This window comes from Micromonospora sp. BL4, assembly GCF_003667505.1.
Classification (GTDB): Bacteria; Actinomycetota; Actinomycetes; order Mycobacteriales; family Micromonosporaceae; genus Micromonospora.
The window spans coordinates 1-22,220 of record NZ_RCVJ01000235.1 but is presented as its reverse complement, the minus strand read 5'-3'; the positions used below and the strand labels follow the sequence as shown (position 1 = coordinate 22,220).

Sequence of the window (22,220 nt, the reverse complement as noted above, 5' to 3'; positions counted from 1 at the left end):
GTGGTGGTCGGGGTCTTCGCCGCGCTGGGGGGTGGGGCGTTCGGACTGGTGGCGTGGCGTGACCGGGCGCGGTTGCGCTCCGGCGACGACGACGCCGCCGGGCGGAACGCCCGGGCCGTCCAGCAGCGGTACGAGGCGGAGAGGCACGCCGAGCAGGGCGACGTGTGGCAGCGGGGCCGCGACAGCACGGGGTGACCGGGTCACTGCCCGTAGGAGAGCCGCAGCCGGTTGTTGATCAGGTAGTTGAGCCGGTGTCGCAGGTACCCGAGGGTGCTCTCGCTCGGCAGTTCGCCGTCGGTGGTGAGTGTCCAGCGCAGCGCGCAGTCCGGGACGGACGGCTCGCGAGCCAGGTCGAAGCGGACCCGGTCGAGGGGCCGGTGCGGCCACAGCGACGACCAGATCAGCAGCACCGGCGCGTAGCCCGCCACCACCCGGGGCGCCACCTCGTCGTCGCGCAGCTCCAGCCAGGGCCGGCTGCCGGCCTCGTACGGGTCGCGCAGCGAGCGCCACACGATGTGCGGCGGGGCGGGCTGGCTGCGCCGGCGGCTACCCAGCACGTGCACGACGACCCTCCTCACCGGACGGTGACACCCGCCCCGGTCCATTGTGGCGGTTCGGCGCCGTCGCCGTGAACCGGCGGGAGCCGTGAGCCACCGGGCGGGCCGCGCACGTGAAATGTGGCGGTGGGCATGGCGACCGTATCGTCGGGGTACTGCGAAGCTCAGCACGCACGCCAGGGGAGGCACAGTGGGGGCACGATCAGGACGCGATGCCCGGGGTCCGCTGGTGGGCCTGCTGATCGCCGCGCTGGTGTCGGCGGCGTGCGCCGGCGGGGGGCTGGCCGAGCCGGAGGGTGAGCGCCCGGCGCCGAGCGGGTCGGCGGCCTCGCCGGGGCCGAGCACCACCCGGGCGGACAGCACCACCAGCGTCGCCGAGTTCGAGCAGGACGTCGCCGACGCCCAGGCGGTCGCCGAGCGGTACTGGGCGGCCCAGTTCAAGGCGTCCGGGCAGCGCTTCCAGCCGATCCGGCGGATCACCCCGTACCAGCGGGCCGGCGAGGTGTCGTGCGGCGGCCAGGCGTTGCCGCGCAACAACGCGGTCTACTGCTCACAGGGGGACTTCATCGCGTACGACATCGCCTGGTCGGTGGCGGCGTTCCGCCAGGTCGGTGACGCGTTCGTGTTCTACCTGCTCGGTCACGAGTACGCCCACGGCATCCAGGTGCGGCTCGGCATCAACTACAGCTTTACCATCCAGCAGGAGTTGCAGGCCGACTGCATGGCCGGGGCGTACCTGGGCGACTCGGTGCGCTCCGGCGACCTGAGCCTGGCCGAGGGCGACCTGGAGGAGTTCCGCGAGGGCGTGGCGGCGGTCGGCGACGACCCGGACCAGCCCTGGTTCGCCGAGGGTTCGCACGGCACCTCCGAGCAGCGCACCGAGTCGTTCTTCCGTGGCTACGAGCGCTCCCTGCAGGCCTGCGACCTGACCTAGGGGCACAGGCCTGTCGTGACCCGGCAACGCCCAGCGCCGGGGGCGCTCAAATGCCGTCGCCGCCGCCACCGCCGGGTCTCCTGACGCTCGTCCGGTGCGGCTGCCGGGACGTGCCCTACGTCTCCCGGCGTCGACCATCGGACACCCGTCGACGGGAGGCGGTGGAGAATCGGTGCGGTACCGCACCAACCCTGGAGGATCCGCTGAGCAGCCATCACCCCGCCGCCGTGCTCTTCGACATGGACGGCACGCTGGTCGACAGCGAGAAGCTGTGGGACGTCGCCCTCCAGGAGCTCGCGCGCGAGTACGGCGGCGAACTCTCCGTCGCCGCCCGCCGGACGATCGTCGGCACCAGCATGGCCGAGTCGATGCGGATCGTGCACGACGACCTGGGTCAGCCCGAACGGGACCCGCAGGCCAGCGCGGCGTGGATCAACGCCCGGATCCTGGACCTGTTCCGCACCGGGCTGTCCTGGCGCCCGGGAGCGTTCGCCCTGCTGCGCGCCGTCCGGGCGGCGGGCATCCCCACCGCGCTGGTCACCTCCAGCGTGCGGCCACTGGTCGAGATCGCCCTGGACACCCTCGGGCGGGACAACTTCGACGCGGTGGTCTGCGGCGACGAGGTGGTCGCGACCAAGCCGCACCCCGAGCCGTACCTGACCGCCGCCCGGCTGCTGGACGTGCCGATCGGCCGCTGCGTGGCGATCGAGGACTCGGCGACCGGGGTGGCCAGCGCGCTCGCCGCCGGTGCGGCGGTGCTGGCCGTACCCGCGGAGGCGCCCCTGCCGGACATGCCCGGCGTACACCAGGTGGAGAGCCTGACCGGCGCGGACCTGGATCTGCTCACCGCGCTGGTGGTCAACCGGGCCGGCGCGACCGGCTGACCGGAGCCGGCGCGGGTCAGGGGCGCTCGGCGAAGACCGCCGCGACCACCTGGTAGCCGTCGAACGCCCGGGCGGCCCCCGCGTACGCGGCCAGGTGGATGAACAACTCGACGATCTCCTCCCTGGTCACCCCCGAGTGCAGGGCGATGCGCAGCTGGCCGCGCAGCGGCTCGTGGGTGCCGAGGGCTGCGGCGATCGCCACCGAGACGAGGCAGCGGCTGCGCAGGTCCAACCCCTCGCGGGGCCACGCCTCGCCGAAGGTCTGCACGGTGGCGAGGCGGCGGAAATCCTGCCCCACCGGCGGCTCGCCGTCGCCCAGCGGCAGCGCGAGTGGCTGGCCGAGCAGCCGCTCGGCGTTGTCCAGTGCCCGCTGGTAGGAATCCTGGTCGGTCATGTCACCCCTTCCGGCCCGCACGGTCATCCTGGCAGCTCGACGTCCGCGTCCGAGGACATTCGGCCAGGTCGCACAGCACGAGACCCCGGCGCCACGCACGGCGCCGGGGTCTCGTGGTGACCGGTCAGTCGTGGGCGATCGCGCCCAGGACGTTGATCCGGGCCGCCCGCACCGCTGGGAGCACCGCGGCCACCACCCCGATGATCGCGGCGAGACCGAGGAAGACACCCATCTGCCCCCACGGCAGGATCAGGTCGGTGATCCCCTCGTCCTTGAGCGCCTCGACCACCGCCGCGCCGAGGCCGCTACCGACCACCACGCCGAGCAGCGCGCCGAACACGGAGATCACCACCGCCTCCACGGTGATCATGCCCATGGTCTGCCCGCGGCGCAGGCCGATCGCCCGCAGCAGACCCAGCTCGCGGGTCCGCTCCAGCACCGACAGCGCCAGGGTGTTGATGATGCCCAGCACGGCGATCACGATGGCCAGCGCCAGCAGAATCTGGATCATCGTGAGCAGCCCGTCGAGCTGACTGGTCTGCTGCTTGATGAACTCCGCCCGGTCGGCCACCGACACCTCGGGGCTGTCGGCGAGCAGCGTCTCCACCTGCGGCTGCACGTCCGCGACCCGAGTGCCGGGAGCCAGCTGGATGAAGCCCTGGATGGGCTGCGGGATGGCGAAGTCCTTCGCCGCCGTCACCGGCAGCACCACCGGGTTGGTCAGCTGGGAGGACTCGTAGATGCCGCTGACCGTGTACGTCCGCGCCTCGCCACGGGTCAGCTGCACGTTCACCGTCGAGCCAACCGACAGCCCGCGGGAGTCGGCGGTGTCCGAGCTGACCAGCATCTGGGTCGGGCTGAGCCGGTCGATGTCACCGGCGGTCGGCTTGGCGCCGAAGATCTGCCGCAGCGACGCGACGTCGCTGCTCGCCGCGACCCAGGTGCTCTCGCCGTTGAGCTTCGCCATGTCGCCGTACTCGCCGTCGACCATCTGCACGCCGGGCAGGGTCTTGGCCCGGTCCAGCACCCCCGGGTCGAAACTCGGCGGTCGCGGGCCGCCCTGTACCCCGGAGATCACCAGCTCGGCCTTGATGGTGTCGTCGGCAAGGGCGCTGATGCTGCCCTTGGCCGAGTCGAGGATCACCGTGACGCCGGTGACCAACGCGATGCCGACCATCAGCGCCGCGGCGGTGATCGCCGTGCGGCGCGGGTTGCGCCCCGAGTTCAGCCGGCCCAGCTTGCCCGGCACCGACCAGGAGAAGATCGCGCCGAGCAGGCTCACCACCGGCCGGCTGATCAGCGGGGTCAGCAGCGCCACGCCGATGAAGGCGAACAGCACCCCACCGAGGATGGTGGGCAGCGTCTGACCGCCGGCGTTGCCGCTGAGCCCCAGGAAGAGCAGCACCGCGCCGATGCCGGTGACCACCGACCCGGCGACCGTGATCTTGGTCAACGGCCGGTCCGGGGTGGCCACATCCTGCATGGCGGCGATCGGCGGGATCCGGGACGCCCGCAGCGCCGGCAGCAGCGCCGCCACCACGGTGATCACCAGACCGACGGCGAACGAGCCGATCACCGCGGCCGCCGGCACGCCGATCCCGGCCAGGGTGAGCCCACCGGCCAGCTTGCCGAACAGGAACGCCAGCAGCGCGCCCACGCCGATGCCGGCCGCCAGGCCGAGCACCGAGGCGATCAGCCCCACCGCGATGGCCTCCAGCACCACCGAGCCGATGATCTGCCGGCCGCTGGCCCCGATGGCCCGCATCAGCGCCAACTCCCGGGTGCGCTGGGCGACGATGATCGAGAAGGTGTTCAGGATCAGGAAGGTGCCCACCAGCAGCGCCACCGCGGCGAAGCCGAGCAGGATCTTGTTGAAGAAGGAGAGACCCTCCTTGAGGCTGGCCGCGGCGTCCGCGGCCACCTGCTCACCGGTCTTCACCTCGTACTGCGCGCCCAGGGTGCGGGCCACGTCGTCGCGCAGCGTCTCGTCGGAGACCCCGTCGGCGGCGCGTACGGTGATGCTGCTGAACGCGTCCGGCGCGCCGAGCATCAACCGCTGCGCCACCGGGGTGGTGAAGAAGACCTCGTTGACCCCACCGATCGAGTCCCGGTCGCCGCTGTAACCGAGGATGCCGACGAGCGTGAAGTCGCGCTTCTTCGACTCGAACGCGGTGAGCACCCCGACCTTCTGGCCGACCTGCAGCTTCGCCGCCGTGGCGAGCGACTTGTTGATGACGATCTCGTCCTCGGCCTGCGGCCCGCGGCCCTCGCGCAGCTGCAGCAGCTCGCTCTCCCCGGTCCAGTTCTCGCCCAACTGCGGCGGACCGAACGAGGTGACCACCTTGCCGTTGCTGCCGATCACGCGGGCGCCGTCGGCGTTGACGATGCCGGTCGCCGAGGCCACCCCCGGCACCTGCTTCACCCGGTCCACCACCGTGGCGGGCACCGGGTTGGCGGTCTGCTCGCCCTGGACCTCGCTGACCTCCACCTTCGGCTTCGCCGCGACGTTCACGTCGATCTCGGAGAAGCCGTCGGCGAAGACCGAGTCGAAGGAGCGGCCCAGGGTGTCGGTGAGTACGAAGGCGCCGGAGACGAACATCACTCCGAGCACCACCGCCAGCCCGGACAGGATCAGCCGGACCTTGCGGGCCAGCAGACTCTTCAGCGTCGCGCGGAACATCAGTTGCCCACCTCGGCCGAAGTGTCCAGCTTCTTCATGGTGTCCAGCACCGTGTCGGCGGTCGGCTCGATCAGCTCCGAGACGATCTGCCCGTCGGCGAGGAAGACCACCCGGTCGGCGTACGCGGCGGCCGTCGGGTCGTGGGTGACCATCACGATGGTCTGGTTGTGCTCGCGTACCGAGTTGCGCAGGAAGTTGAGCACCTCCGCGCCGGAGCGGGAGTCCAGGTTGCCGGTCGGCTCGTCCGCGAAGATCACCTCGGGGCGGGACACCAACGCCCGCGCGCACGCCACCCGCTGCTGCTGCCCGCCGGAGAGCTGCGCCGGCCGGTGGTCCAGCCGGTCCCGCAGGCCGACCGTGTCGATCACCGTGTCGTACCAGGCCGGGTCCGGCTTGCGCCCGGCGATCGACAGCGGCAGCAGGATGTTCTCCTTCGCCGTCAGCGTCGGCAGCAGGTTGAACTGCTGGAAGATGAAGCCCACCTTGTCCCGGCGCAGCTTCGTCAGCCCCGAGTCGCCCAGCCCGGTGACCGTCGTCTCACCGATCGCCACCGTCCCCCGGGTCACCGAGTCCAGACCGGCCAGGCAGTGCATCAACGTCGACTTGCCGGAACCCGACGGGCCCATGATCGCGGTGAAGTGCCCGCGTTCGAACTCCGCGCTCACCCCGCGTAGCGCGATGACCTGCGCCTCGCCGCTGCCGTACACCTTCCACACGTCGTTCGCCCGGGCCGCGGCCTGCGCCTGCTGGCCTACCGTCGCGGTCACGTCATCTACCTCTTCCGTCTCTGCCAATACGCGCCGCCCCCGCTGGTCCGGCACGTCAATCATCGGCGCTGCACACGCCCATCCCGTCCGCCCACGGGGGGATCCGGCGCGGATTTCACGCTGCGGGTGCACCCCCATGCCGGCTCAGGGTTGCCCCTGACCCGACGAGAGAGTCAACCGCGCGAAGCCATCCCCGGTCACGGTAGGTGAGCGCGGCAACCAGGCCGTCCCCCCACGGAGGGATCTGTGCGTACGTCGAGGGAGGTAGCGGTCGGGACGGGCTACGCCCGGGGACGGACCAGCCCCGACTCGTACGCCAGCACCACCGCCTGCACCCGGTCGCGCAGCCGCAACTTGGTCAGCACGTGCCCGACGTGGGTCTTGATGGTGGTCTCGCTGACCGACAGCACCGCCGCGATCTCGGCGTTGGACAGCCCACGGGCCACCTGCACCAGGACCTCGCGCTCCCGGTCGGTGAGCGTGCTGAGCACGGACGACGGCGTCGCCGCCGGGTCGGGCAGCAGGTCGGCGAAGCGGTCCAGCAGCCGCCGCAGGATCCGTGGCGCCACCACCGCGTCCCCGCCGGCCACCGTGCGGATCGCCGCGATCAGCTCCTCGGCCGGCACGTCCTTGGCCAGGAACCCGCTGGCGCCGGCGCGCAGCGCGCCCACCACGTACTCGTCCAGATCGAACGTGGTCAGCACCAGCACCCGCACCGGCAGCCGGGCGTCGACGATCGCGCGGGTCGCGGCCACCCCGTCCATCCGGGGCATCCGGATGTCCATCAGCACGACGTCGGGCAGCAGCCGGCGGGACAGCTCCACCGCCTCCAGGCCGTCGCCGGCCTCCGCCACCACGTCCAGGTCGCCCTCGGCGCACAGCACCATCCGGAACCCGGTGCGCAGCAGCGGCTGGTCGTCGGCGAGCAGGATCCGCACCGGTCGCGTCGAGGCCGCCCGTTCGGTCATCTCGCCTCCCTGTCCCGCGCCGACGTCGTGCTGCCGCGCGGGTCGTCCGCGCGCCCGCCGCCGATGTGTCGCGGACCACCGTAGAGGTCGGCCGCCCGTCGCGTCCCGATCGGCGCGGCACCGGTCCGGTCGAGTTTTCCGGGGCTCGGGGCGGGGAGGCCGCCGGCGGGCCCTGACGCGACCGGTCAGGAGGCGCCGTGACCGGCGCGAATCGCGGGAACGGGTGGGCGTCTCACCCGAGGGGATCCGGAGGTCAGTCGTCGGCGCCCGGCGCCACCGGACCGGACCGGGCGTCGCGCAGGGGATCGGCCCCGGCCACCCCGACCGGGAAGGGCGGCGGGGTGCCGCCGAAGCTCGGGCACAGCGCCTGGTGGCTGCACCAGTCGCAGAGACGGCTCGGCCGGGGCCGGAAATCCTGCCGGGCGGTCGCCTGCTCGATCGCCCGCCACAGCGCCACCACCGTGCGCTCGAAGCGGACCAGCTCATCGGCGTCCGGCGCGTAGTCCAGCACCTCGGCGTCGCGCAGGTAGAGCAGCCGCAGCACCTTGGGCACCACCCCCCGGGTGCGCCACAGCACCAGCGCGTAGAACTTCAGCTGGAACAGCGCCCGCGCCTCGAACGCCTCCCGCGGGGCGCCGCCGGTCTTGTAGTCGACCACCCGCAGCGCGCCGTCCGGCGCCACGTCGAGCCGGTCGAGGTAACCCCGGATCAGCAGCTCCTCGTCGACCACCGCCGAGATCAAACTCTCCCGCTCGGCCGGCTCCAGCCGGGTCGGGTCCTCCACCGCGAAGTAGCCCTCCAGCAGACCGGCGGCGGAACGCAGGAACTCCACCGGCCCGGCCGGCTCCGCGCCGTCGAAGATCCCGGCGAGCTCCGGTTGCTCGGTGACCATCCGGTCCCACTGCGGGGCCACCAGGTCACCGGCCGCGGCCGGCGTGCGGCCCTGGGCCGGAAGGTCGAACAGGCGCTCCAGCACCGCGTGCACCAGAGTGCCCCGGGCCTGCTCGATGGTGGTGCGCTCGGGCAGCCGGTCGATGCTGCGAAACCGGTAGAGCAGCGGGCAGGTCTTGAAATCCGCCGCCCGCGACGGGGACAGCGAGGCCCGCACCGTCGGCGGCGCCTGCGCCGGGGAGGGGGACTGGTGGGTGGTGACCGGTTCCGCCGTCATGTCGGCAAAGGTTAGGGCACCGGTGTGACACCGACCGCCACCCGCCCCGGGCGCCGCCGGTCCGTAGCATCGTCCCGATGGAGCAGACATCCCGACCGCCGCGGCGACCCGACCGGCGCAGCGGCCTGAACGTGGGCCGGGTCTTCGGGGTGCCGTTGCACCTCAACGCCTCGATGCTCCTGCTCGCCGCGCTGGTCGCCGTCCTGTACGCCGAGTTCGCCCGCCGGCAGCTGGACCTGCCGCAGGTCAGCGGCTACCTGATCGGCTTCGGGTTCGTGGTGTCGTTGCTCGGCTCGGTGCTGCTGCACGAGCTGGGCCACGCGCTCACCGCCCGCCGGTACGGCATCGGTGTGCGCGGGATCACCCTGGAACTCCTCGGCGGCTACACCGAGATGGACCGCGACTCCCCGTCGCCCCGGGTCGACCTGCTGGTGTCGCTGGCCGGCCCCGCGGTCTCCGCGGTGCTCGGCGTCATCGCGGTGGCCGCCACGCTCGCCCTGCCCGAGCGGACCGTGGCCCACCAGCTCGCCTTCCAGCTCGCGGTGAGCAACGTCATCGTCGCGCTGTTCAACATCCTGCCCGGCCTGCCGCTGGACGGCGGCCGGGCGCTGCGCGCGGCCGTCTGGGGGCTGACCCGCGACCGGCATCGCGGCACCGAGGTGGCCGGCTGGGCCGGCCGGATGGTCGCCGTCGGCACCGTCGCCCTGGTCGTGCTGCTCACCGTGATCGACTACCTGGCGCCGTTGGCGCTGCCGCTGATGCTGCTGGTCGCCGTCACGCTCTGGCGCGGCGCCGGGCAGTCGATCCGGTCCGCCCGGGTCAGTCGCCGGTTCCCCCTGATCGACCTGTCCCGCCTGGCCCGGCCGGTCTGGCCGGTGACCACCGGCACACCGCTGTCCGAGGCCCAGCGCCGGCGCGCCGACGGTGGGCAGCCCGCCGCCGCGCTGCTGGTCACGGACTCCACCGGCCGGCCGGTCGCGCTGGTCGACCCGGCCGCCGCCGAGGCGGTGCCCGTCGACCGCCGCCCGTGGCTGGCCGTGGACGCCGTCGCCCGCTCGCTGGGCACGCTCCCCGCGCTGCCGGTCGGGCTGGACGGCGAACAGGTGGTGGAGGCCGTGCAGAGCCACCCGGGCGCGCAGTACGTGGTGACGGCAGGCGAAGATGTCGTCGGCGTTCTGCACATCGCGGACCTCGCGCAGCTCCTCGAACCCAACCGGAAGATGACATCGTGACCGCAACTCCCTCCACCGTCCCGGCCGACGCCGCCTCCCCGGCGCTGACACCCGTGCACCGCGGGCCGTTCCGGCCCGGCGACCGGGTGCAGCTGACCGACCCGAAGGGGCGGATGCACACCGTGACGCTGGAGCCCGGCAAGGAGTTCCACACCCACCGCGGCATCCTGGCGCACGACGCGCTGATCGGGCTGCCCGACGGCAGCGTGGTGACCACCTCCGGCGGCGGTACGGCGTTCCTGGCGCTGCGGCCGCTGCTGTCGGACTACGTGCTGTCCATGCCGCGCGGCGCCCAGGTGATCTACCCGAAGGACTCGGCCCAGATCGTCGCGATGGGGGACATCTTCCCCGGCGCGAAGGTCCTGGAGGCCGGCGCCGGCTCCGGCGCGCTCAGCTGCTCACTGCTGCGCGCGGTCGGCACCGACGGCGAGCTGCACTCGTTCGAGCTGCGTGACGACTTCGCCCAGATCGCCCGCCGCAACGTCGAGGCGTTCTTCAACGGGCCGCACCCGGCCTGGAACCTGCACGTCGGCGACGTCGCGCAGTGCCAGGAGACCGGCTTCGACCGGATCATCCTGGACATGCTCACCCCGTGGGAGACCCTCGACATGGTCGAGCGGGCGCTGGTGCCCGGCGGCGTCTTCATCGGTTACGTGGCCACCACCCCCCAGCTCTCCGAGCTGGTGGAGGCGCTGCGCGAGCGCGGTGGCTGGACCGAGCCGCGGGCCTGGGAGTCGCTGGTGCGTGACTGGCACGCCGAGGGTCTCGCCGTCCGGCCGGACCACCGGATGATCGCGCACACCGCGTTCCTGGTCTCGGCGCGCAAGCTGGCCCCCGGGGTCACCGCGCCGCCGCGCCGCCGCAAGCCCAGCAAGGGCACCGAGGCGTACGTGCAGCGGCGGCAGGACCTGCGCGAGGCGCAGGCGGCCCGGCAGGCGGCCGCCGCGCAGGCGGCAGGTGTGGAGCCCGACGCGACGGGGGAGAAGGACAGGCCGTGACCATCGAGCTGGGCGGGCCGGCGTGAGCGCGCGTACGGGTGTGCGCGCCCGGGCCGGTGTACGCGGGCGGGCCGGTGTGGGTGCGCTGGTCGGTGTGGGTGCGCTGGTCGGTGTGGGTGCGCTGGTCGACCGGCGTGGCCCGCGCCCGGGCGTCGGCGTCGCCGAGCGGGGGGAGGCGGCGGCATGAGCCGACCGGGCTACGGCGGCGGGGATCTGCCCGCGGTGTTTCCGGACTGGTCGCCCTACCAGGACCTGGAGTCGGCGGCGCGCGCCTACCTGCGCGACCCGGACGTGGCCCTGGAGGCGCTCGGCGGGGTGCTGCGCGGCGCGTCGGTGCTCGGCTTCACCCTGGAACGCTTCGTCAACGAGGTCAACGGCGTGTGGCAGGAGGTCGTGGTCTGCGACGGCAGCCGGCTGATCCTCTGGCACGGCGAGGACGTGCCGCCCACGGAGGGCCCACCGGGTTCGATGACGTCGTCGCTGCGGGTGGTGCCGGTCTCCACCGTCACCGAGGTCGGCTGTCGTCGCCGGCTCAACCGCACCGACAGCGGCGAGATCCGGGTCGACAGCATCGACGTGTACCTGCTGCTCACCTCGCTGGACGAGGCGCCGCCGAGCGAGGAGATCGTCGGCGCGCCGCGGCACGACGCGCTGCGTTTCGGCAAGACCCTCGACGACGGCGGGGCCGGGCAGATCGCCCGGTTGGAAGAGTTCGCCCGGCTGGTCGCCTCGGTGGTCGGCCGACCGATGCTCTGAGCGTCACCCCCCCGGGGCCGCGCCGGCGGCCGGCACCCGGCGGGTGGCTCAGTCCTCGGCGTCGGGGCCGGCGACCTCGACACCGTCGCCGCGCACGACGTGGATGCAGTCGCCCGGGCACTCCTTCGCGGAGTCGATCACCTCGAGCCGCAGGTGCTCGGGCACGTCGACCCGGCTGCCCGGCGCCATCCGCAGCTCACCGTCGGCGCCCTTGACGTACGCCAGGCCGTCGATGTCGAACTCGAACACCTCTGGCGCGTACTGGACGCAGAGCCCATCGCCCGTGCAGAGATCCTGGTCCACCCAGACCTGCAACTGGTCGGTCGCGACCTCGGCCACCGGAGCACCCCCCATGTTCTCCCGTCGTACGGTCCGACGGTACCCGAACGCCGGTACCGGCCCGCCAGGCCACCCTTGGCGATCAAGGTTCGGTGACGAGGGTGTTGCGTGGGACCGAATCGGCCTCATAGCGGCTAGTGTTAGGGCAGAACGTTCAAGCCCCCCGGGGAGGTGGGACGTGGCACGCAGCGACGACGCGGACTCGCGCGCCGCACGGTGGGAGAAGGAAGCCCACGATCTCTCCACGCAGGTCGCGTTTCTTCAAGAGGAACTCGCCCTGGTGCGGCGCAAGTTGACCGAAAGCCCCCGACACGTCCGGCAGCTCGAAGAGCGGCTGGCGGCCACCCAGGCACAGTTGGCGCGGCTGACCGAGAACAACGACCGGCTGGTGAGCACCCTCAAGGAGGCTCGCACGCAGATTGTGACGCTCAAGGAGGAGATCGACCGCCTCGCACAACCGCCGAGTGGCTACGGCGTCTTCCTGGCCAAACACGACGACGGCACGGTGGACGTGTTCACCGGTGGCCGCAAGCTCCGGGTCGCCGTCTCGCCCTCGCTCGACGTGGCCGAGCTGCGCCGTGGCCAGGAGGTCCTGCTCAACGACGCGCTCAACATCGTCGACGCGTTCGGTTACGAGCGGGTCGGCGAGGTGGTGATGCTCAAGGAGATCCTGGAGGGGCCGGGCGGCGGGCCGGGTGACCGGGCGCTGGTGGTCTCCCACTCCGACGAGGAGCGCATCGTGCACCTCGCCGAGACGCTCATCGGCTCGGCGATCCGGGCCGGCGACTCGCTCATGATCGAGCCCCGCTCGGCGTACGCGTACGAGCGGATCCCGAAGAGCGAGGTCGAGGAGCTGGTCCTGGAGGAGGTGCCCGACGTCGGCTACACCGACATCGGTGGCCTCCAGTCGCAGATCGAGCAGATCCGCGACGCGGTGGAGCTGCCCTTCCTGCACGCGGACCTGTTCCGTGAGCACCAGCTCCGTCCGCCCAAGGGCATCCTGCTCTACGGGCCGCCCGGCTGCGGCAAGACGCTGATCGCCAAGGCGGTGGCCAACTCGCTGGCCAAGAAGATCGCCGAGCGGCAGGGCAAGGAGAAGCACACCAGCTTCTTCCTCAACATCAAGGGCCCTGAGCTGCTCAACAAGTACGTCGGTGAGACCGAGCGGCACATCCGGCTGATCTTCCAGCGAGCCCGGGAGAAGGCCGGCGAGGGCACCCCGGTGATCGTGTTCTTCGACGAGATGGACTCGATCTTCCGGACGCGTGGCTCCGGTGTCTCCTCCGACGTGGAGAACACGATCGTCCCGCAGCTGCTCAGCGAGATCGACGGCGTGGAGGGGCTGGAGAACGTCATCGTCATCGGCGCCTCCAACCGGGAAGACATGATCGACCCGGCGATCCTGCGCCCCGGTCGGCTCGACGTGAAAATCAAGATCGAGCGGCCGGACGCCGAAGCGGCGAAGGACATCTTCTCCAAGTACATCCTCTCCGGGCTGCCCCTGCACCCGGACGACCTGGCCGAGCACGGCGCCGACCCCCAGGCCACCGTCGCGGCGATGATCGACGCCGTGGTGCTGCGGATGTACTCGGAGACCGAGGAGAACCGCTTCCTCGAGGTCACCTACGCCAACGGCGACAAGGAAGTCCTCTACTTCAAGGACTTCAACTCCGGCGCGATGATCCAGAACATCGTCGACCGGAGCAAGAAGATGGCAATCAAGGAGTTCCTCACCTCCGGGCGCAAGGGTCTGCGCCTGCAGCACCTGCTCGACGCCTGCGTCGACGAGTTCCGGGAGAACGAGGACCTGCCCAACACCACCAACCCCGACGACTGGGCCCGCATCTCCGGCAAGAAGGGCGAGCGGATCGTCTACATCCGCACGCTCGTCTCCGGCGGCAAGGGCGCCGAGGCCGGGCGGTCCATCGAGACCGCCAGCAACACCGGCCAGTACCTCTGAGCCACCGGTAGCAACGACCGGGGCCCGGAACGCGACGCGTTCCGGGCCCCGGCCGTTTCCTGTGGACGCGGGCGCGGCGACGACACCGGTGACACGGCTGCAGCGGCGTGCCCCCGTCCCCGAACTGTCGGACTACGCTCGACCATGACGGTGGACCGGGTCGGGCGAGCGAAGCGGGTAGGTCGATGAGCGTAAGACGGATCATGGGCACCGAGATCGAGTACGGCATCTCCGTGCCCGGCCAGGCCGGAGCCAACCCGATGGTCACCTCATCCCAGGTGGTCAACGCGTACGGAGCACGCCCCGAGCTCAACCGGGGCGGGCGGGCCCGGTGGGACTACGAGGAGGAGTCGCCGCTGCGCGACGCCCGCGGCTTCACCTACTCCGGGGCCGCCTACGACCCCGCCGAAGCCCTCGCCGACGAGGATCTCGGCCTGGCCAACGTGATACTCACCAACGGCGCCCGGCTCTACGTCGACCACGCCCACCCGGAATACTCCACGCCCGAGGTGACCAACCCGCGCGACGTGGTGCGCTGGGACAAGGCCGGCGAGCGGGTGATGGCCGAGGCGTCCCGCCGGGCCGCCACCATCCCCGGCAGCCAGCCGATCCATCTCTACAAGAACAACACCGACAACAAGGGCGCCAGCTACGGCGCGCACGAGAACTACCTGATGCGCCGGCAGACCCCGTTCGCCGACATCGTGGCGTACCTGACGCCGTTCTTCGTCACCCGGCAGATCGTCTGCGGCGCCGGCCGCGTCGGCATCGGCCAGGACGGCGGCCACAGCGGTTTCCAGATCTCCCAGCGCGCCGACTTCTTCGAGGTCGAGGTGGGTCTGGAGACCACCCTCAAGCGCCCCATCATCAACACCCGGGACGAGCCGCACGCCGACGCCGACAAGTACCGCCGGCTGCACGTCATCATCGGCGACGCCAACCTCTCGGAGATCTCCACCTACCTCAAGGTCGGCACCACCGCGCTGATCCTCAGCATGATCGAGGAGAAGGCACTCGGCTCGGACCTCGGCATCGCCGACCCGGTCAGTGAGCTGCGTGCGGTCAGCCACGACCCGTCCCTGACCCACCGGATGCGGCTGCGCGACGGCCGCCGGCTCACCGCGCTGGACCTGCAGTGGGCCTACCTGGAGCGCGCCCGGTCCTTTGTCGACGACCGCTACGGCACGGACGTCGACGAGCAGACCACCGACGTCCTCGACCGCTGGGAGAGCGTTCTGGACCGGCTGGGCCGCGATCCGATGCTCTGCGCCGACGAGCTGGACTGGGTGGCGAAGCTGCGGTTGCTGGAGGGCTACCGGGAGCGCGAGAAGCTGGGCTGGGGCGCGCACAAGCTCCAGCTCGTCGACCTGCAATATTCCGACGTCCGGCCGGAGAAGGGCCTCTACCACCGGTTGGTCTCCCGGGGCGCGATGAAGACGCTGCTCACCGACGAGGAGACGCGCACCGCGATGACCGAGCCGCCCGACGACACCCGGGCCTACTTCCGCGGTCGCTGCCTGGCGCAGTACGCCTCCGAGGTGGTCGCCGCCAGCTGGGATTCGGTGATCTTCGACGTGGGCCGGGAGTCGCTGGTCCGGGTGCCGATGATGGAGCCGGAACGGGGCACTCGCGCGCACGTGGGGGCGTTGTTCGACCGCTGCGCCAGCGCCAAGGACCTGCTGGAGACGCTGACCGGCCGGTGAGCGGCGCCGTGCCCGCCGGGGGTCGGCGATCGGTGCCACCCGAACACGGCTGACGCGGGGGCTTTCTGTCGCTTCCACGGGGTAGATTTCATGCCAGGCGATCTAGAGGAGGCAGCTATGGCCACTCGTGACAGCGGCGGTCAGTCGCAGTCCGGCAAGTCCCGGCAGGGCGAGGAGATCGAAGACGTCACCACCGAGGCCAACCCCGAGGTGGCCGAGCGGCACGCCGAGATCACCGAGGACGTCGACGACCTGCTCGACGAAATCGACTCCGTCCTTGAGGAGAATGCAGAGGAATTTGTGAGGGGTTACGTCCAAAAAGGCGGCCAATGAGGCATATGTCCGGTTTGCCAGATCGATCGGACAAGATATGCCCGGACTGCAAGCGCTTACTGCCACGCACCGAGTTCCACAGCGACCGTCGACGGTCGGACGGGCTCGCCTTCTACTGTAAGTCGTGCGCGAACGCCCGGTCGGAGGTCAGTCGCCGCAAGCGAGGCGTCTCCCCGCAGCGACGGTCGGCGACGCCCGTTCGCCAGGGTCTCAAGTGGTGCCCGGATTGTGAGCAGATCAAGCCGCTGGCGGATTTTCCCACTACCAGGGCTAAGGCCAGTGGTCGGCACAGCTATTGCAAACCCTGCCATAATGACCGCAGCAAGGAGACCGCGCAGCGGCTGTACGGCGGCACGCGCGAATATCACCTGCAGCGGCGCTACGGCGTGGGGCAGAAGGAGTTCGATGAGCTCCTCGCCGAGCAGGGCGGGGTGTGCGCCATCTGTGAGCGCCCCGATCCGGAACATCTGGACCACGATCATCGCACCGGATGGGTGCGCGGGATACTCTGCTTCAACTGCAACGGTGGTCTTGGCCAGTTCCGTGACAGTCCCATGAGGCTGGCCAGGGCGATCACGTACCTGAGAGGAACCACGTGGCAGCGGGCTTTGATCCATCCGGGCGTCTACCAGATGTGTTCACCAACGCGGGGACGTCCTCCTTCACCACGTTCCTGAGCCGGGTGGCGCCCGAGATGCTGCCCGGTCGACGGCCGCTGCCGCCGGGCATGGCCGCCGACCTGGCGCCGCACGCGACCACCATCGTGGCCATCGCGGCCGACGGCGGTGTGGTGATGGCCGGCGACCGACGGGCCACCATGGGCAACCTGATCGCCCAGCGCGACATCGAGAAGGTGCACCCGGCCGACGCGTACTCGCTGGTCGGCATCGCGGGCACCGCGGGCATCGGCATCGAGCTGATGCGACTGTTCCAGGTGGAGCTGGAGCACTACGAGAAGATCGAGGGCGCCATGCTCTCGCTGGACGGCAAGGCCAACCGCCTGGCGTCGATGATCCGGGGCAACCTGGGCGCCGCCATGCAGGGGCTGGCGGTCGTGCCACTCTTCGCCGGCTTCGACCTCGCCTGCGCCGACCCGGCGCGGGCCGGCCGGATCTTCAGTTTCGACGTGACCGGCGGCCCGTACGAGGAGACCGGCTACGACGCGATCGGCTCCGGCTCGCTCTTCGCCAAGTCCGCGTTGAAGAAGCGCTTCCGGGCCGGCCTGTCCGTCGACGACGCGACCCGGCTGGCGGTCGAGGCGCTCTACGACGCCGCGGACGACGACACCGCGACCGGCGGCCCGGACCTGACCCGACGGATCTACCCCGTGGTGATGACCGCTACCGCCGAGGGCACCCGTCGGCTGACCGACGCCGAGACGGCGGCGATCGCCGAGGGCGTGGTCTCCGGCCGGATGGAGAACCCGGGCGGCTGACCCCCGCCCACCCCACCAGTCAGCAGTCGTCAGCACAGCGCCGTAAGGAGAACCGCCACCGTGGCCATGCAGTTCTACGCCTCGCCCGAACAGATCATGCGCGACCGCTCCGAGTTGGCCCGCAAGGGCATCGCCCGGGGTCGCAGCGCGGTGGTCCTCAGCTACGCCGGCGGGGTGCTCTTCGTCGCGGAGAACCTCTCCAGCGCCCTGCACAAGGTCAGCGAGATCTACGACCGGATCGGCTTCGCGGCCGTCGGCCGGTACAACGAGTTCGAGAACCTGCGGCGGGCCGGCGTGCGGATGGCCGATCTCAACGGGCTCAGCTACGACCGGCGGGACGTCACCGGCCGGGCCCTGGCCAACGCCTTCGCGCAGACGTTGGGCGCGATCTTCACCGAGCAGTCGAAGCCGTTCGAGGTGGAGATCTGCGTGGCGCAGGTCGGGGCCAGCGCGGACGACGACGAGTTGTACCGGCTGACCTACGACGGTTCGGTGAACGACGAGCCGGGGCGGATGGCGATGGGCGGGCAGGCCGAGGCGATCACCGGCGTGCTGAAGTCCAACCACCGACCGGACATGTCGCTCGGCGAGGCGGTCAAGGTGGCGGTGCAGGCGTTGAGCACCGTCGGCGGGGAGGGCGGCGCCGCCCGCACGATCGCCGCGAACCAGCTTGAGGTTGCGGTGCTGGACCGCCGGCGCGTCGGGCGGACCTTCCGCCGGATCACCGGCGCGGCGTTGACGTCGCTGCTGGACGGGGGCGCCGAGGTGCCGCCGGCCGGGGATCGTGCCGAGACGCCGACGTCGCCGACCGAGGAGGCGCACAAGCCCACGTCGTCCGCCGGGTCGGCCGATCTCGAGGACAAGTCGGGCACGCAGGGGGCCGAGTAGATCCGTCCCGGCCGACAGCGCCGGGGGCCTGGCTGCCGCCGCGTCCACGCCGTCGGCGTGCACGGACGGCTCAGCGGGCTCGCGTCCGCCGCAGAGGCTCCCACCAGGCCCGGTTGTCCCGGTACCACTGCACCGTCGCGGCCAGTCCCCGTTCCAGGTCGATGCTTGGGGCGTACCCCAGCTCGGTGGAGATCTTGGTGGTGTCGAGCGAGTAGCGGCGGTCGTGGCCCTTGCGGTCGGCGACCGGCACGACCCGGTCCCAGCCGGCGTCGCAGGCCTCCAGCAGCCGGGCGGTGAGCTGCCTGTTGGTCAGTTCGGTGCCGCCGCCGATGTGGTAGACCTCGCCGGCCCGGCCCTGCTGCTGTACGAGGGCGATGCCTCGGCAGTGGTCGTGCACGTGCAGCCAGTCGCGGACGTTGCCGCCGTCGCCGTAGAGCGGGACGGTGTCGCCGTCGAGCAGGTTGGTGACGAACAGCGGGATGAGCTTCTCGGGGAACTGGTAGGGCCCGTAGTTGTTGGAGCAGCGGGTGACCACGACATCCATGCCGTGGGTGCGGTGGTAGGCCAGCGCCAGCAGGTCGGAGCCCGCCTTCGAGGCCGAGTACGGCGAGTTGGGCGCCACCGGGCAGGTCTCCGTCCAGGACCCGGACTCGATCGAGCCGTAGACCTCGTCGGTGGAGACGTGCACGAATCGGCCGGTGCCGTGCCGCAGCGCGGCGTCGAGCAGCGTCTGGGTGCCGAGCACGTTGGTGGTGACGAACGGTGCGGCGCTGGCGATCGAACGGTCGACGTGCGACTCGGCGGCGATGTGCACGATCACGTCGTGTCCGGGGACGACCTCGTCGACCACAGCGGGGTCGCGGATGTCACCGTGCACGAAGCGGAGCCGGGCGTCGTCGCGCACCGGGGCGAGGTTGGCGAGGTTGCCCGAATAGGCCAAGCTGTCCAGCACGGTCACCACGTCCGGCTCGCTCACGGGCGGCGCCGCGTCGCCCCCCGGCGCGCCCAGCAGCATGCGCACATACTCCGACCCGACAAAACCCGCTCCGCCGGTGACGAGGACTCTCACGGGTTCAGCACTCTACGCGAGCCGGCATCCCGCTGGGCCTGCGCGCCGTACCCGGTCACCGGCTTGGCCGGCCCGTCTGCGGCCGGACGGAATGTCGCACTCAGCCGGTATGTGACCGCCCCTCGGGCACGTCCTGTGGTCCGACAGTGACGAACGGGCCCTCCGGGCGGCTAATGTCACACCATGGAGCGGCGAATCTTCGGCCTCGAGACCGAGTACGGCGTCACCTGCACCTATCGCGGGCAGCGGCGGCTGTCCCCGGACGAGGTCGCGCGGTATCTGTTCCGTCGCGTCGTGTCCTGGGGTCGGTCGAGCAACGTGTTCCTGCGTAACGGGGCCCGGCTCTACCTGGACGTCGGGTCGCACCCGGAGTACGCCACACCGGAGTGCGACTCGGTGACCGACCTGGTCGCCCACGACCGGGCCGGCGAGCGGATCCTGGAGGGCCTGCTCGTCGACGCGGAGAAGCGGCTGCACGACGAGGGCATCGCGGGTGAGATCTACCTGTTCAAGAACAACACCGACTCGGCCGGCAACTCGTACGGCTGCCACGAGAACTACCTGGTCTCCCGGCACGGCGAGTTCGGCCGACTCGCCGACGTGCTCATCCCCTTCCTGGTCACCCGGCAGTTGATCTGCGGGGCCGGCAAGGTCCTGCAGACCCCACGCGGAGCGGTCTACTGCCTGTCGCAGCGGGCCGAGCACATCTGGGAGGGCGTCTCCTCGGCGACCACCCGCAGCCGTCCGATCATCAACACCCGGGACGAGCCGCACGCCGACGCCGAGCGCTACCGACGGCTGCACGTCATCGTCGGCGACTCCAACATGAACGAGGTCACGACGCTGCTCAAGGTCGGTACGGCCGACATCGTGCTGCGGATGATCGAGGCCGGGGTGGTGATGCGCGACCTGTCGCTGGAGAACCCGATCCGGGCGATCCGCGAGGTGTCGCACGACATCACCGGCCGGCGCAAGGTGCGGCTGGCCTCGGGCAAGGAGGTCAGCGCGCTGGACATCCAGCAGGAGTACCTGGCCAAGGCCACCGAGTTCGTGGAGCGCCGCGGTGGCGACCAGGCGGCCAAGCGGGTCGTCGAGCTGTGGGGCCGGGTGCTGCACGCGGTCGAGACCGGTGACCTGGAGCCGGTCTCGCGGGAGATCGACTGGGTCAGCAAGCTGCGGCTGATCGAGCGCTACCAGCGCAAGCACGACCTGCCGCTGTCCCACCCCCGGGTGGCGCAGATGGACCTGGCGTACCACGACGTGCGCCGCGGGCGTGGCCTCTACGGGCTGCTGGAGCGCCGCGGCGAGGTCGACCGGGTCGCCACCGACCCGGAGATCTTCGAGGCCAAGGAGACCCCGCCGCAGACCACCCGGGCCCGGCTGCGCGGCGAGTTCATCCGGCACGCCCAGGAGAAGCGGCGGGACTTCACCGTCGACTGGGTGCACCTGAAGCTCAACGACCAGGCGCAGCGCACCGTGCTCTGCAAGGACCCGTTCCGGGCGTACGACGAGCGGGTGGAGCGGCTGATCGCCAGCATGTGACCGGTGTGCCGGCCCCGACGGTGGTGTCCGCCGTCGGGGCCGGCCGGCCCGGTAGGCTGGGCGCGCCATGACGACTTCTGGACCTTCCGACCGCCCCGAGCGCGGCACCGAGCGGCAGAACTGGGTCGAACGCCGGCGGGACAAGATCCGCGCCGAGATCGACCGCAACCGCCGCGGCGAGTACACCGTGCCGACCTGGGTGCTGGCCCTGACGCTGGCGCTCATCGTGGGCGGCTGGCTCGCCCTCATCTTCCTCGCCTGATCCCGGCCGTCCCGGCCCGATCCCTGCTGGCCGGGTCAGGTCACCTCTGGCCCGGCCCGATCCCTGCCGATCCGGCCCGATCGCCGCTGGCCCGGCTTGATTCCTGCTGGCCCGGTCAGGTCAGCGCTGGCCCGACGGGGCCAGCGGGCCGGGTAACCGTCGCCGGCCACCGGAGGCCCGCACCGGCGCAGCCCGGCGGCCTCGGGCAGGTCCGACGGAGGGGGAGCGAGCGATGACGGGCGGGGACAGGTCGACGCCACAGCCGCAGAGGGGACAGGCCGGGTGGCAGGATCCCGGGCCGCGTGACGTGGTCCGGGACCGGCAGAACCGGGATCTGTTGACGCCGCCGAGCACGGACGCGGGCACGCTGCCCAATCTGCGGTTCTCCTTCTCCGACGCGCACACCCGGATCCAGCGGGGCGGCTGGACCCGCGAGGTCACCGTGCGGGAGCTGCCGGTCGCCACCGAGCTGTGCGGCGTGGACATGGCGTTGGAACCGGGCGCGTACCGGGAGCTGCACTGGCACAAGCAGTCCGAGTGGGCGTACGTGTCGCGCGGCAGCGCCCGGATCAGCGCGGTCGACCAGGAGGGTCGCAACTTCCTCGACGACGTACGCGCCGGCGACCTGTGGTTCTTCCCGCAGGGGGTGCCGCACCACATCCAGGCCCTCGACGAGGGGGTCGAGTTCCTGCTGGTCTTCGACGACGGGGCGTTCACCGAGAACGGCACGTTCCTGATCAGCGACTTCTTCGCGCACACCCCGAAGGACGTGCTGGCGAAGAACTTCGGCTGGCGGCCCGAGCAGCTCGACTCGATCCCGGAGCGGGAGAAGTACATCTTCGCCGGGGAGGTGCCGCCGCCGCTGGACCGGGACCGGGTGGTGAGCCCGACCGGGGACGTGCCCCGCACGCTGAGCCATCGTCTGCTCGCGCAGCAGCCGCAGCGGTTCCCGGGTGGCCAGGTGCGCATCGCCGACGTGTCCCAGTTCGCCGCGGCCACGACCATCTGCGCCGCGCTGGTGGAGGTCGACCCGGGTGGGATGCGGGCGCTGCACTGGCATCCCACCGACGACGAGTGGCAGTACTACCTCTCCGGGCACGGCCGGATGGGCGTGTTCGCGAGCAGTGGTGTGGCGGGCACCTTCGACATGCGCTCCGGCGACGTCGGGTACGTGCCGTTCGCCTACGGCCACTACATCGAGAACCTCGGCGACGAGCCGCTGGTCTTCCTGGAGATGTTCCGCAAGCCCCGGTTCGAGGACATCTCCCTGACCCAGTGGATGGCGAACACGCCACCCCAGGTCATCGCGGACACCCTCAATCTGCCCCGGGAGATGATCGAAGCCCTACCC

General features: G+C 71.4%; 24 protein-coding genes. 16 read left to right on the top strand and 8 right to left on the bottom strand.

Annotated features, from left to right (window positions below; all coding sequences use genetic code 11):
* The coding region (locus tag EAD89_RS30605; RefSeq protein ID WP_158610785.1) for a hypothetical protein at positions 1-195 on the top strand (195 nt) is incomplete at its 5' end.
* A gap of 5 nt (positions 196-200) precedes the next feature.
* Here EAD89_RS30605 and EAD89_RS28850 read toward each other — a convergent pair.
* Positions 201-563, bottom strand: coding sequence for a hypothetical protein (locus EAD89_RS28850; protein WP_121677889.1), 363 nt, complete (start codon positions 561-563; stop codon positions 201-203).
* 184 nt (positions 564-747) lie between these two features.
* Here EAD89_RS28850 and EAD89_RS28845 point away from each other — a divergent pair, with 184 nt between their 5' ends.
* Together EAD89_RS28845 and EAD89_RS28840 are read left to right on the top strand one after the other, a co-directional pair.
* Positions 748-1,491, top strand: a complete 744-nt coding sequence (locus EAD89_RS28845; RefSeq protein WP_121653295.1) for a neutral zinc metallopeptidase — start codon at positions 748-750, stop codon at positions 1,489-1,491.
* Between the two features lie 227 nt (positions 1,492-1,718).
* Entirely contained in the window at positions 1,719-2,375 is a 657-nt protein-coding gene (locus tag EAD89_RS28840; RefSeq protein WP_121677888.1) for an HAD family phosphatase, read from the top strand.
* 16 nt (positions 2,376-2,391) lie between these two features.
* Here EAD89_RS28840 and EAD89_RS28835 read toward each other — a convergent pair whose 3' ends face one another.
* From EAD89_RS28835 to EAD89_RS28815, 5 genes are all read right to left on the bottom strand, one after another.
* The gene (locus tag EAD89_RS28835) at positions 2,392-2,769 is read right to left on the bottom strand and encodes a carboxymuconolactone decarboxylase family protein (RefSeq protein ID WP_121653294.1); all 378 of its coding nucleotides are present in this window, start codon (positions 2,767-2,769) and stop codon (positions 2,392-2,394) included.
* Positions 2,770-2,893: 124 nt separating this feature from the next.
* Positions 2,894-5,449, bottom strand: coding sequence for an ABC transporter permease (locus EAD89_RS28830; RefSeq protein WP_121653293.1), 2,556 nt, complete (start codon positions 5,447-5,449; stop codon positions 2,894-2,896).
* On the bottom strand, positions 5,449-6,216 hold the full coding sequence (locus tag EAD89_RS28825; protein WP_121653292.1) for an ABC transporter ATP-binding protein: 768 nt from the start codon (positions 6,214-6,216) through the stop codon (positions 5,449-5,451). Before EAD89_RS28825 ends, EAD89_RS28830 begins: the two co-directional genes overlap by 1 nt.
* Before the next feature lie 281 nt (positions 6,217-6,497).
* Positions 6,498-7,184, bottom strand: a complete 687-nt coding sequence (locus EAD89_RS28820; RefSeq protein WP_121653291.1) for a response regulator transcription factor — start codon at positions 7,182-7,184, stop codon at positions 6,498-6,500.
* 253 nt (positions 7,185-7,437) lie between these two features.
* Positions 7,438-8,352: a RecB family exonuclease gene (locus EAD89_RS28815; protein ID WP_121653290.1), complete on the bottom strand. Its 915-nt coding sequence runs from the start codon at positions 8,350-8,352 to the stop codon at positions 7,438-7,440.
* A 77-nt stretch (positions 8,353-8,429) separates the two neighbouring features.
* Here EAD89_RS28815 and EAD89_RS28810 point away from each other — a divergent pair, with 77 nt between their 5' ends.
* Genes EAD89_RS28810 through EAD89_RS28800 form a run of 4 tightly spaced genes read left to right on the top strand, consistent with a single transcriptional unit; the run spans position 8,430 to position 11,338 of the window.
* Positions 8,430-9,584: a site-2 protease family protein gene (locus EAD89_RS28810; RefSeq protein ID WP_121677887.1), complete on the top strand. Its 1,155-nt coding sequence runs from the start codon at positions 8,430-8,432 to the stop codon at positions 9,582-9,584.
* Positions 9,585-9,628: 44 nt separating this feature from the next.
* Positions 9,629-10,582, top strand: a complete 954-nt coding sequence (locus tag EAD89_RS28805; RefSeq protein WP_121653322.1) for a tRNA (adenine-N1)-methyltransferase — start codon at positions 9,629-9,631, stop codon at positions 10,580-10,582.
* Between the two features lie 22 nt (positions 10,583-10,604).
* Entirely contained in the window at positions 10,605-10,769 is a 165-nt protein-coding gene (locus EAD89_RS30600) for a hypothetical protein (RefSeq protein WP_158610784.1), read from the top strand.
* On the top strand, positions 10,766-11,338 hold the full coding sequence (locus EAD89_RS28800; RefSeq protein WP_121653288.1) for a hypothetical protein: 573 nt from the start codon (positions 10,766-10,768) through the stop codon (positions 11,336-11,338). The genes EAD89_RS30600 and EAD89_RS28800 overlap by 4 nt, the downstream gene beginning before the upstream one ends.
* A gap of 48 nt (positions 11,339-11,386) precedes the next feature.
* Here the strand turns inward: EAD89_RS28800 and EAD89_RS28795 are convergent, their stop codons facing one another.
* Complete coding sequence (locus EAD89_RS28795) at positions 11,387-11,677, bottom strand: ferredoxin (protein WP_074309704.1); 291 nt, start codon at positions 11,675-11,677, stop codon at positions 11,387-11,389.
* Between the two features lie 178 nt (positions 11,678-11,855).
* On the opposite strand from EAD89_RS28795, the gene arc reads away from it, so the two are divergent.
* The 6 genes from arc (at position 11,856) to prcA (ending at position 17,996) form a co-directional block, all read left to right on the top strand.
* Positions 11,856-13,637 (top strand): proteasome ATPase, encoded by a 1,782-nt coding sequence (gene arc / locus EAD89_RS28790; RefSeq protein WP_121653287.1) that lies wholly within the window; start codon positions 11,856-11,858, stop codon positions 13,635-13,637.
* Positions 13,638-13,822: 185 nt separating this feature from the next.
* Positions 13,823-15,340, top strand: a complete 1,518-nt coding sequence (gene dop, locus EAD89_RS28785; RefSeq protein WP_121677886.1) for a depupylase/deamidase Dop — start codon at positions 13,823-13,825, stop codon at positions 15,338-15,340.
* A 117-nt stretch (positions 15,341-15,457) separates the two neighbouring features.
* Positions 15,458-15,673, top strand: a complete 216-nt coding sequence (locus EAD89_RS28780) for a ubiquitin-like protein Pup (protein ID WP_067366797.1) — start codon at positions 15,458-15,460, stop codon at positions 15,671-15,673.
* Positions 15,670-16,350, top strand: a complete 681-nt coding sequence (locus EAD89_RS28775) for an endonuclease VII domain-containing protein (RefSeq protein WP_368666381.1) — start codon at positions 15,670-15,672, stop codon at positions 16,348-16,350. The genes EAD89_RS28780 and EAD89_RS28775 overlap by 4 nt, the downstream gene beginning before the upstream one ends.
* Positions 16,269-17,108 carry a proteasome subunit beta gene (gene prcB / locus EAD89_RS28770; RefSeq protein ID WP_199723326.1) on the top strand — a complete coding sequence of 280 codons (840 nt, stop codon included), beginning with the start codon at positions 16,269-16,271 and terminating at the stop codon, positions 17,106-17,108. Before EAD89_RS28775 ends, prcB begins: the two co-directional genes overlap by 82 nt.
* A gap of 60 nt (positions 17,109-17,168) precedes the next feature.
* Positions 17,169-17,996: a proteasome subunit alpha gene (prcA, locus tag EAD89_RS28765; protein WP_121653283.1), complete on the top strand. Its 828-nt coding sequence runs from the start codon at positions 17,169-17,171 to the stop codon at positions 17,994-17,996.
* Positions 17,997-18,066: 70 nt separating this feature from the next.
* Here prcA and rfbB read toward each other — a convergent pair whose 3' ends face one another.
* Positions 18,067-19,065 carry a dTDP-glucose 4,6-dehydratase gene (gene rfbB, locus EAD89_RS28760; RefSeq protein ID WP_121677884.1) on the bottom strand — a complete coding sequence of 333 codons (999 nt, stop codon included), beginning with the start codon at positions 19,063-19,065 and terminating at the stop codon, positions 18,067-18,069.
* Between the two features lie 183 nt (positions 19,066-19,248).
* On the opposite strand from rfbB, the gene pafA reads away from it, so the two are divergent.
* The 3 genes from pafA to EAD89_RS28745 all read left to right on the top strand — a co-directional run.
* A complete protein-coding gene (gene pafA / locus EAD89_RS28755; protein WP_089021075.1) occupies positions 19,249-20,607 on the top strand; it encodes a Pup--protein ligase in 1,359 nt (452 codons plus the stop codon).
* Between the two features lie 67 nt (positions 20,608-20,674).
* Entirely contained in the window at positions 20,675-20,869 is a 195-nt protein-coding gene (locus EAD89_RS28750) for a hypothetical protein (protein WP_121653281.1), read from the top strand.
* A gap of 232 nt (positions 20,870-21,101) precedes the next feature.
* A partial coding sequence (locus tag EAD89_RS28745; RefSeq protein ID WP_121677891.1) for a cupin domain-containing protein occupies positions 21,102-22,220 on the top strand: 1,119 nt, incomplete at its 3' end.

What these genes read in the sequence shown, in the direction of transcription:
- EAD89_RS28835 (WP_121653294.1), bottom strand. Translation starts at nt 2,769, where the DNA reads ATGACCGACCAGGATTCCTACCAGCGGGCACTGGACAACGCCGAGCGG.
- EAD89_RS28830 (WP_121653293.1), bottom strand. Translation starts at nt 5,449, where the DNA reads ATGTTCCGCGCGACGCTGAAGAGTCTGCTGGCCCGCAAGGTCCGGCTG.
- EAD89_RS28820 (WP_121653291.1), bottom strand. Translation starts at nt 7,184, where the DNA reads ATGACCGAACGGGCGGCCTCGACGCGACCGGTGCGGATCCTGCTCGCC.
- EAD89_RS28815 (WP_121653290.1), bottom strand. Translation starts at nt 8,352, where the DNA reads ATGACGGCGGAACCGGTCACCACCCACCAGTCCCCCTCCCCGGCGCAG.
- EAD89_RS28810 (WP_121677887.1), top strand. Translation starts at nt 8,430, where the DNA reads ATGGAGCAGACATCCCGACCGCCGCGGCGACCCGACCGGCGCAGCGGC.
- EAD89_RS28800 (WP_121653288.1), top strand. Translation starts at nt 10,766, where the DNA reads ATGAGCCGACCGGGCTACGGCGGCGGGGATCTGCCCGCGGTGTTTCCG.
- dop (WP_121677886.1), top strand. Translation starts at nt 13,823, where the DNA reads ATGAGCGTAAGACGGATCATGGGCACCGAGATCGAGTACGGCATCTCC.
- EAD89_RS28780 (WP_067366797.1), top strand. Translation starts at nt 15,458, where the DNA reads ATGGCCACTCGTGACAGCGGCGGTCAGTCGCAGTCCGGCAAGTCCCGG.
- EAD89_RS28775 (WP_368666381.1), top strand. Translation starts at nt 15,670, where the DNA reads ATGAGGCATATGTCCGGTTTGCCAGATCGATCGGACAAGATATGCCCG.
- pafA (WP_089021075.1), top strand. Translation starts at nt 19,249, where the DNA reads ATGGAGCGGCGAATCTTCGGCCTCGAGACCGAGTACGGCGTCACCTGC.
- EAD89_RS28750 (WP_121653281.1), top strand. Translation starts at nt 20,675, where the DNA reads ATGACGACTTCTGGACCTTCCGACCGCCCCGAGCGCGGCACCGAGCGG.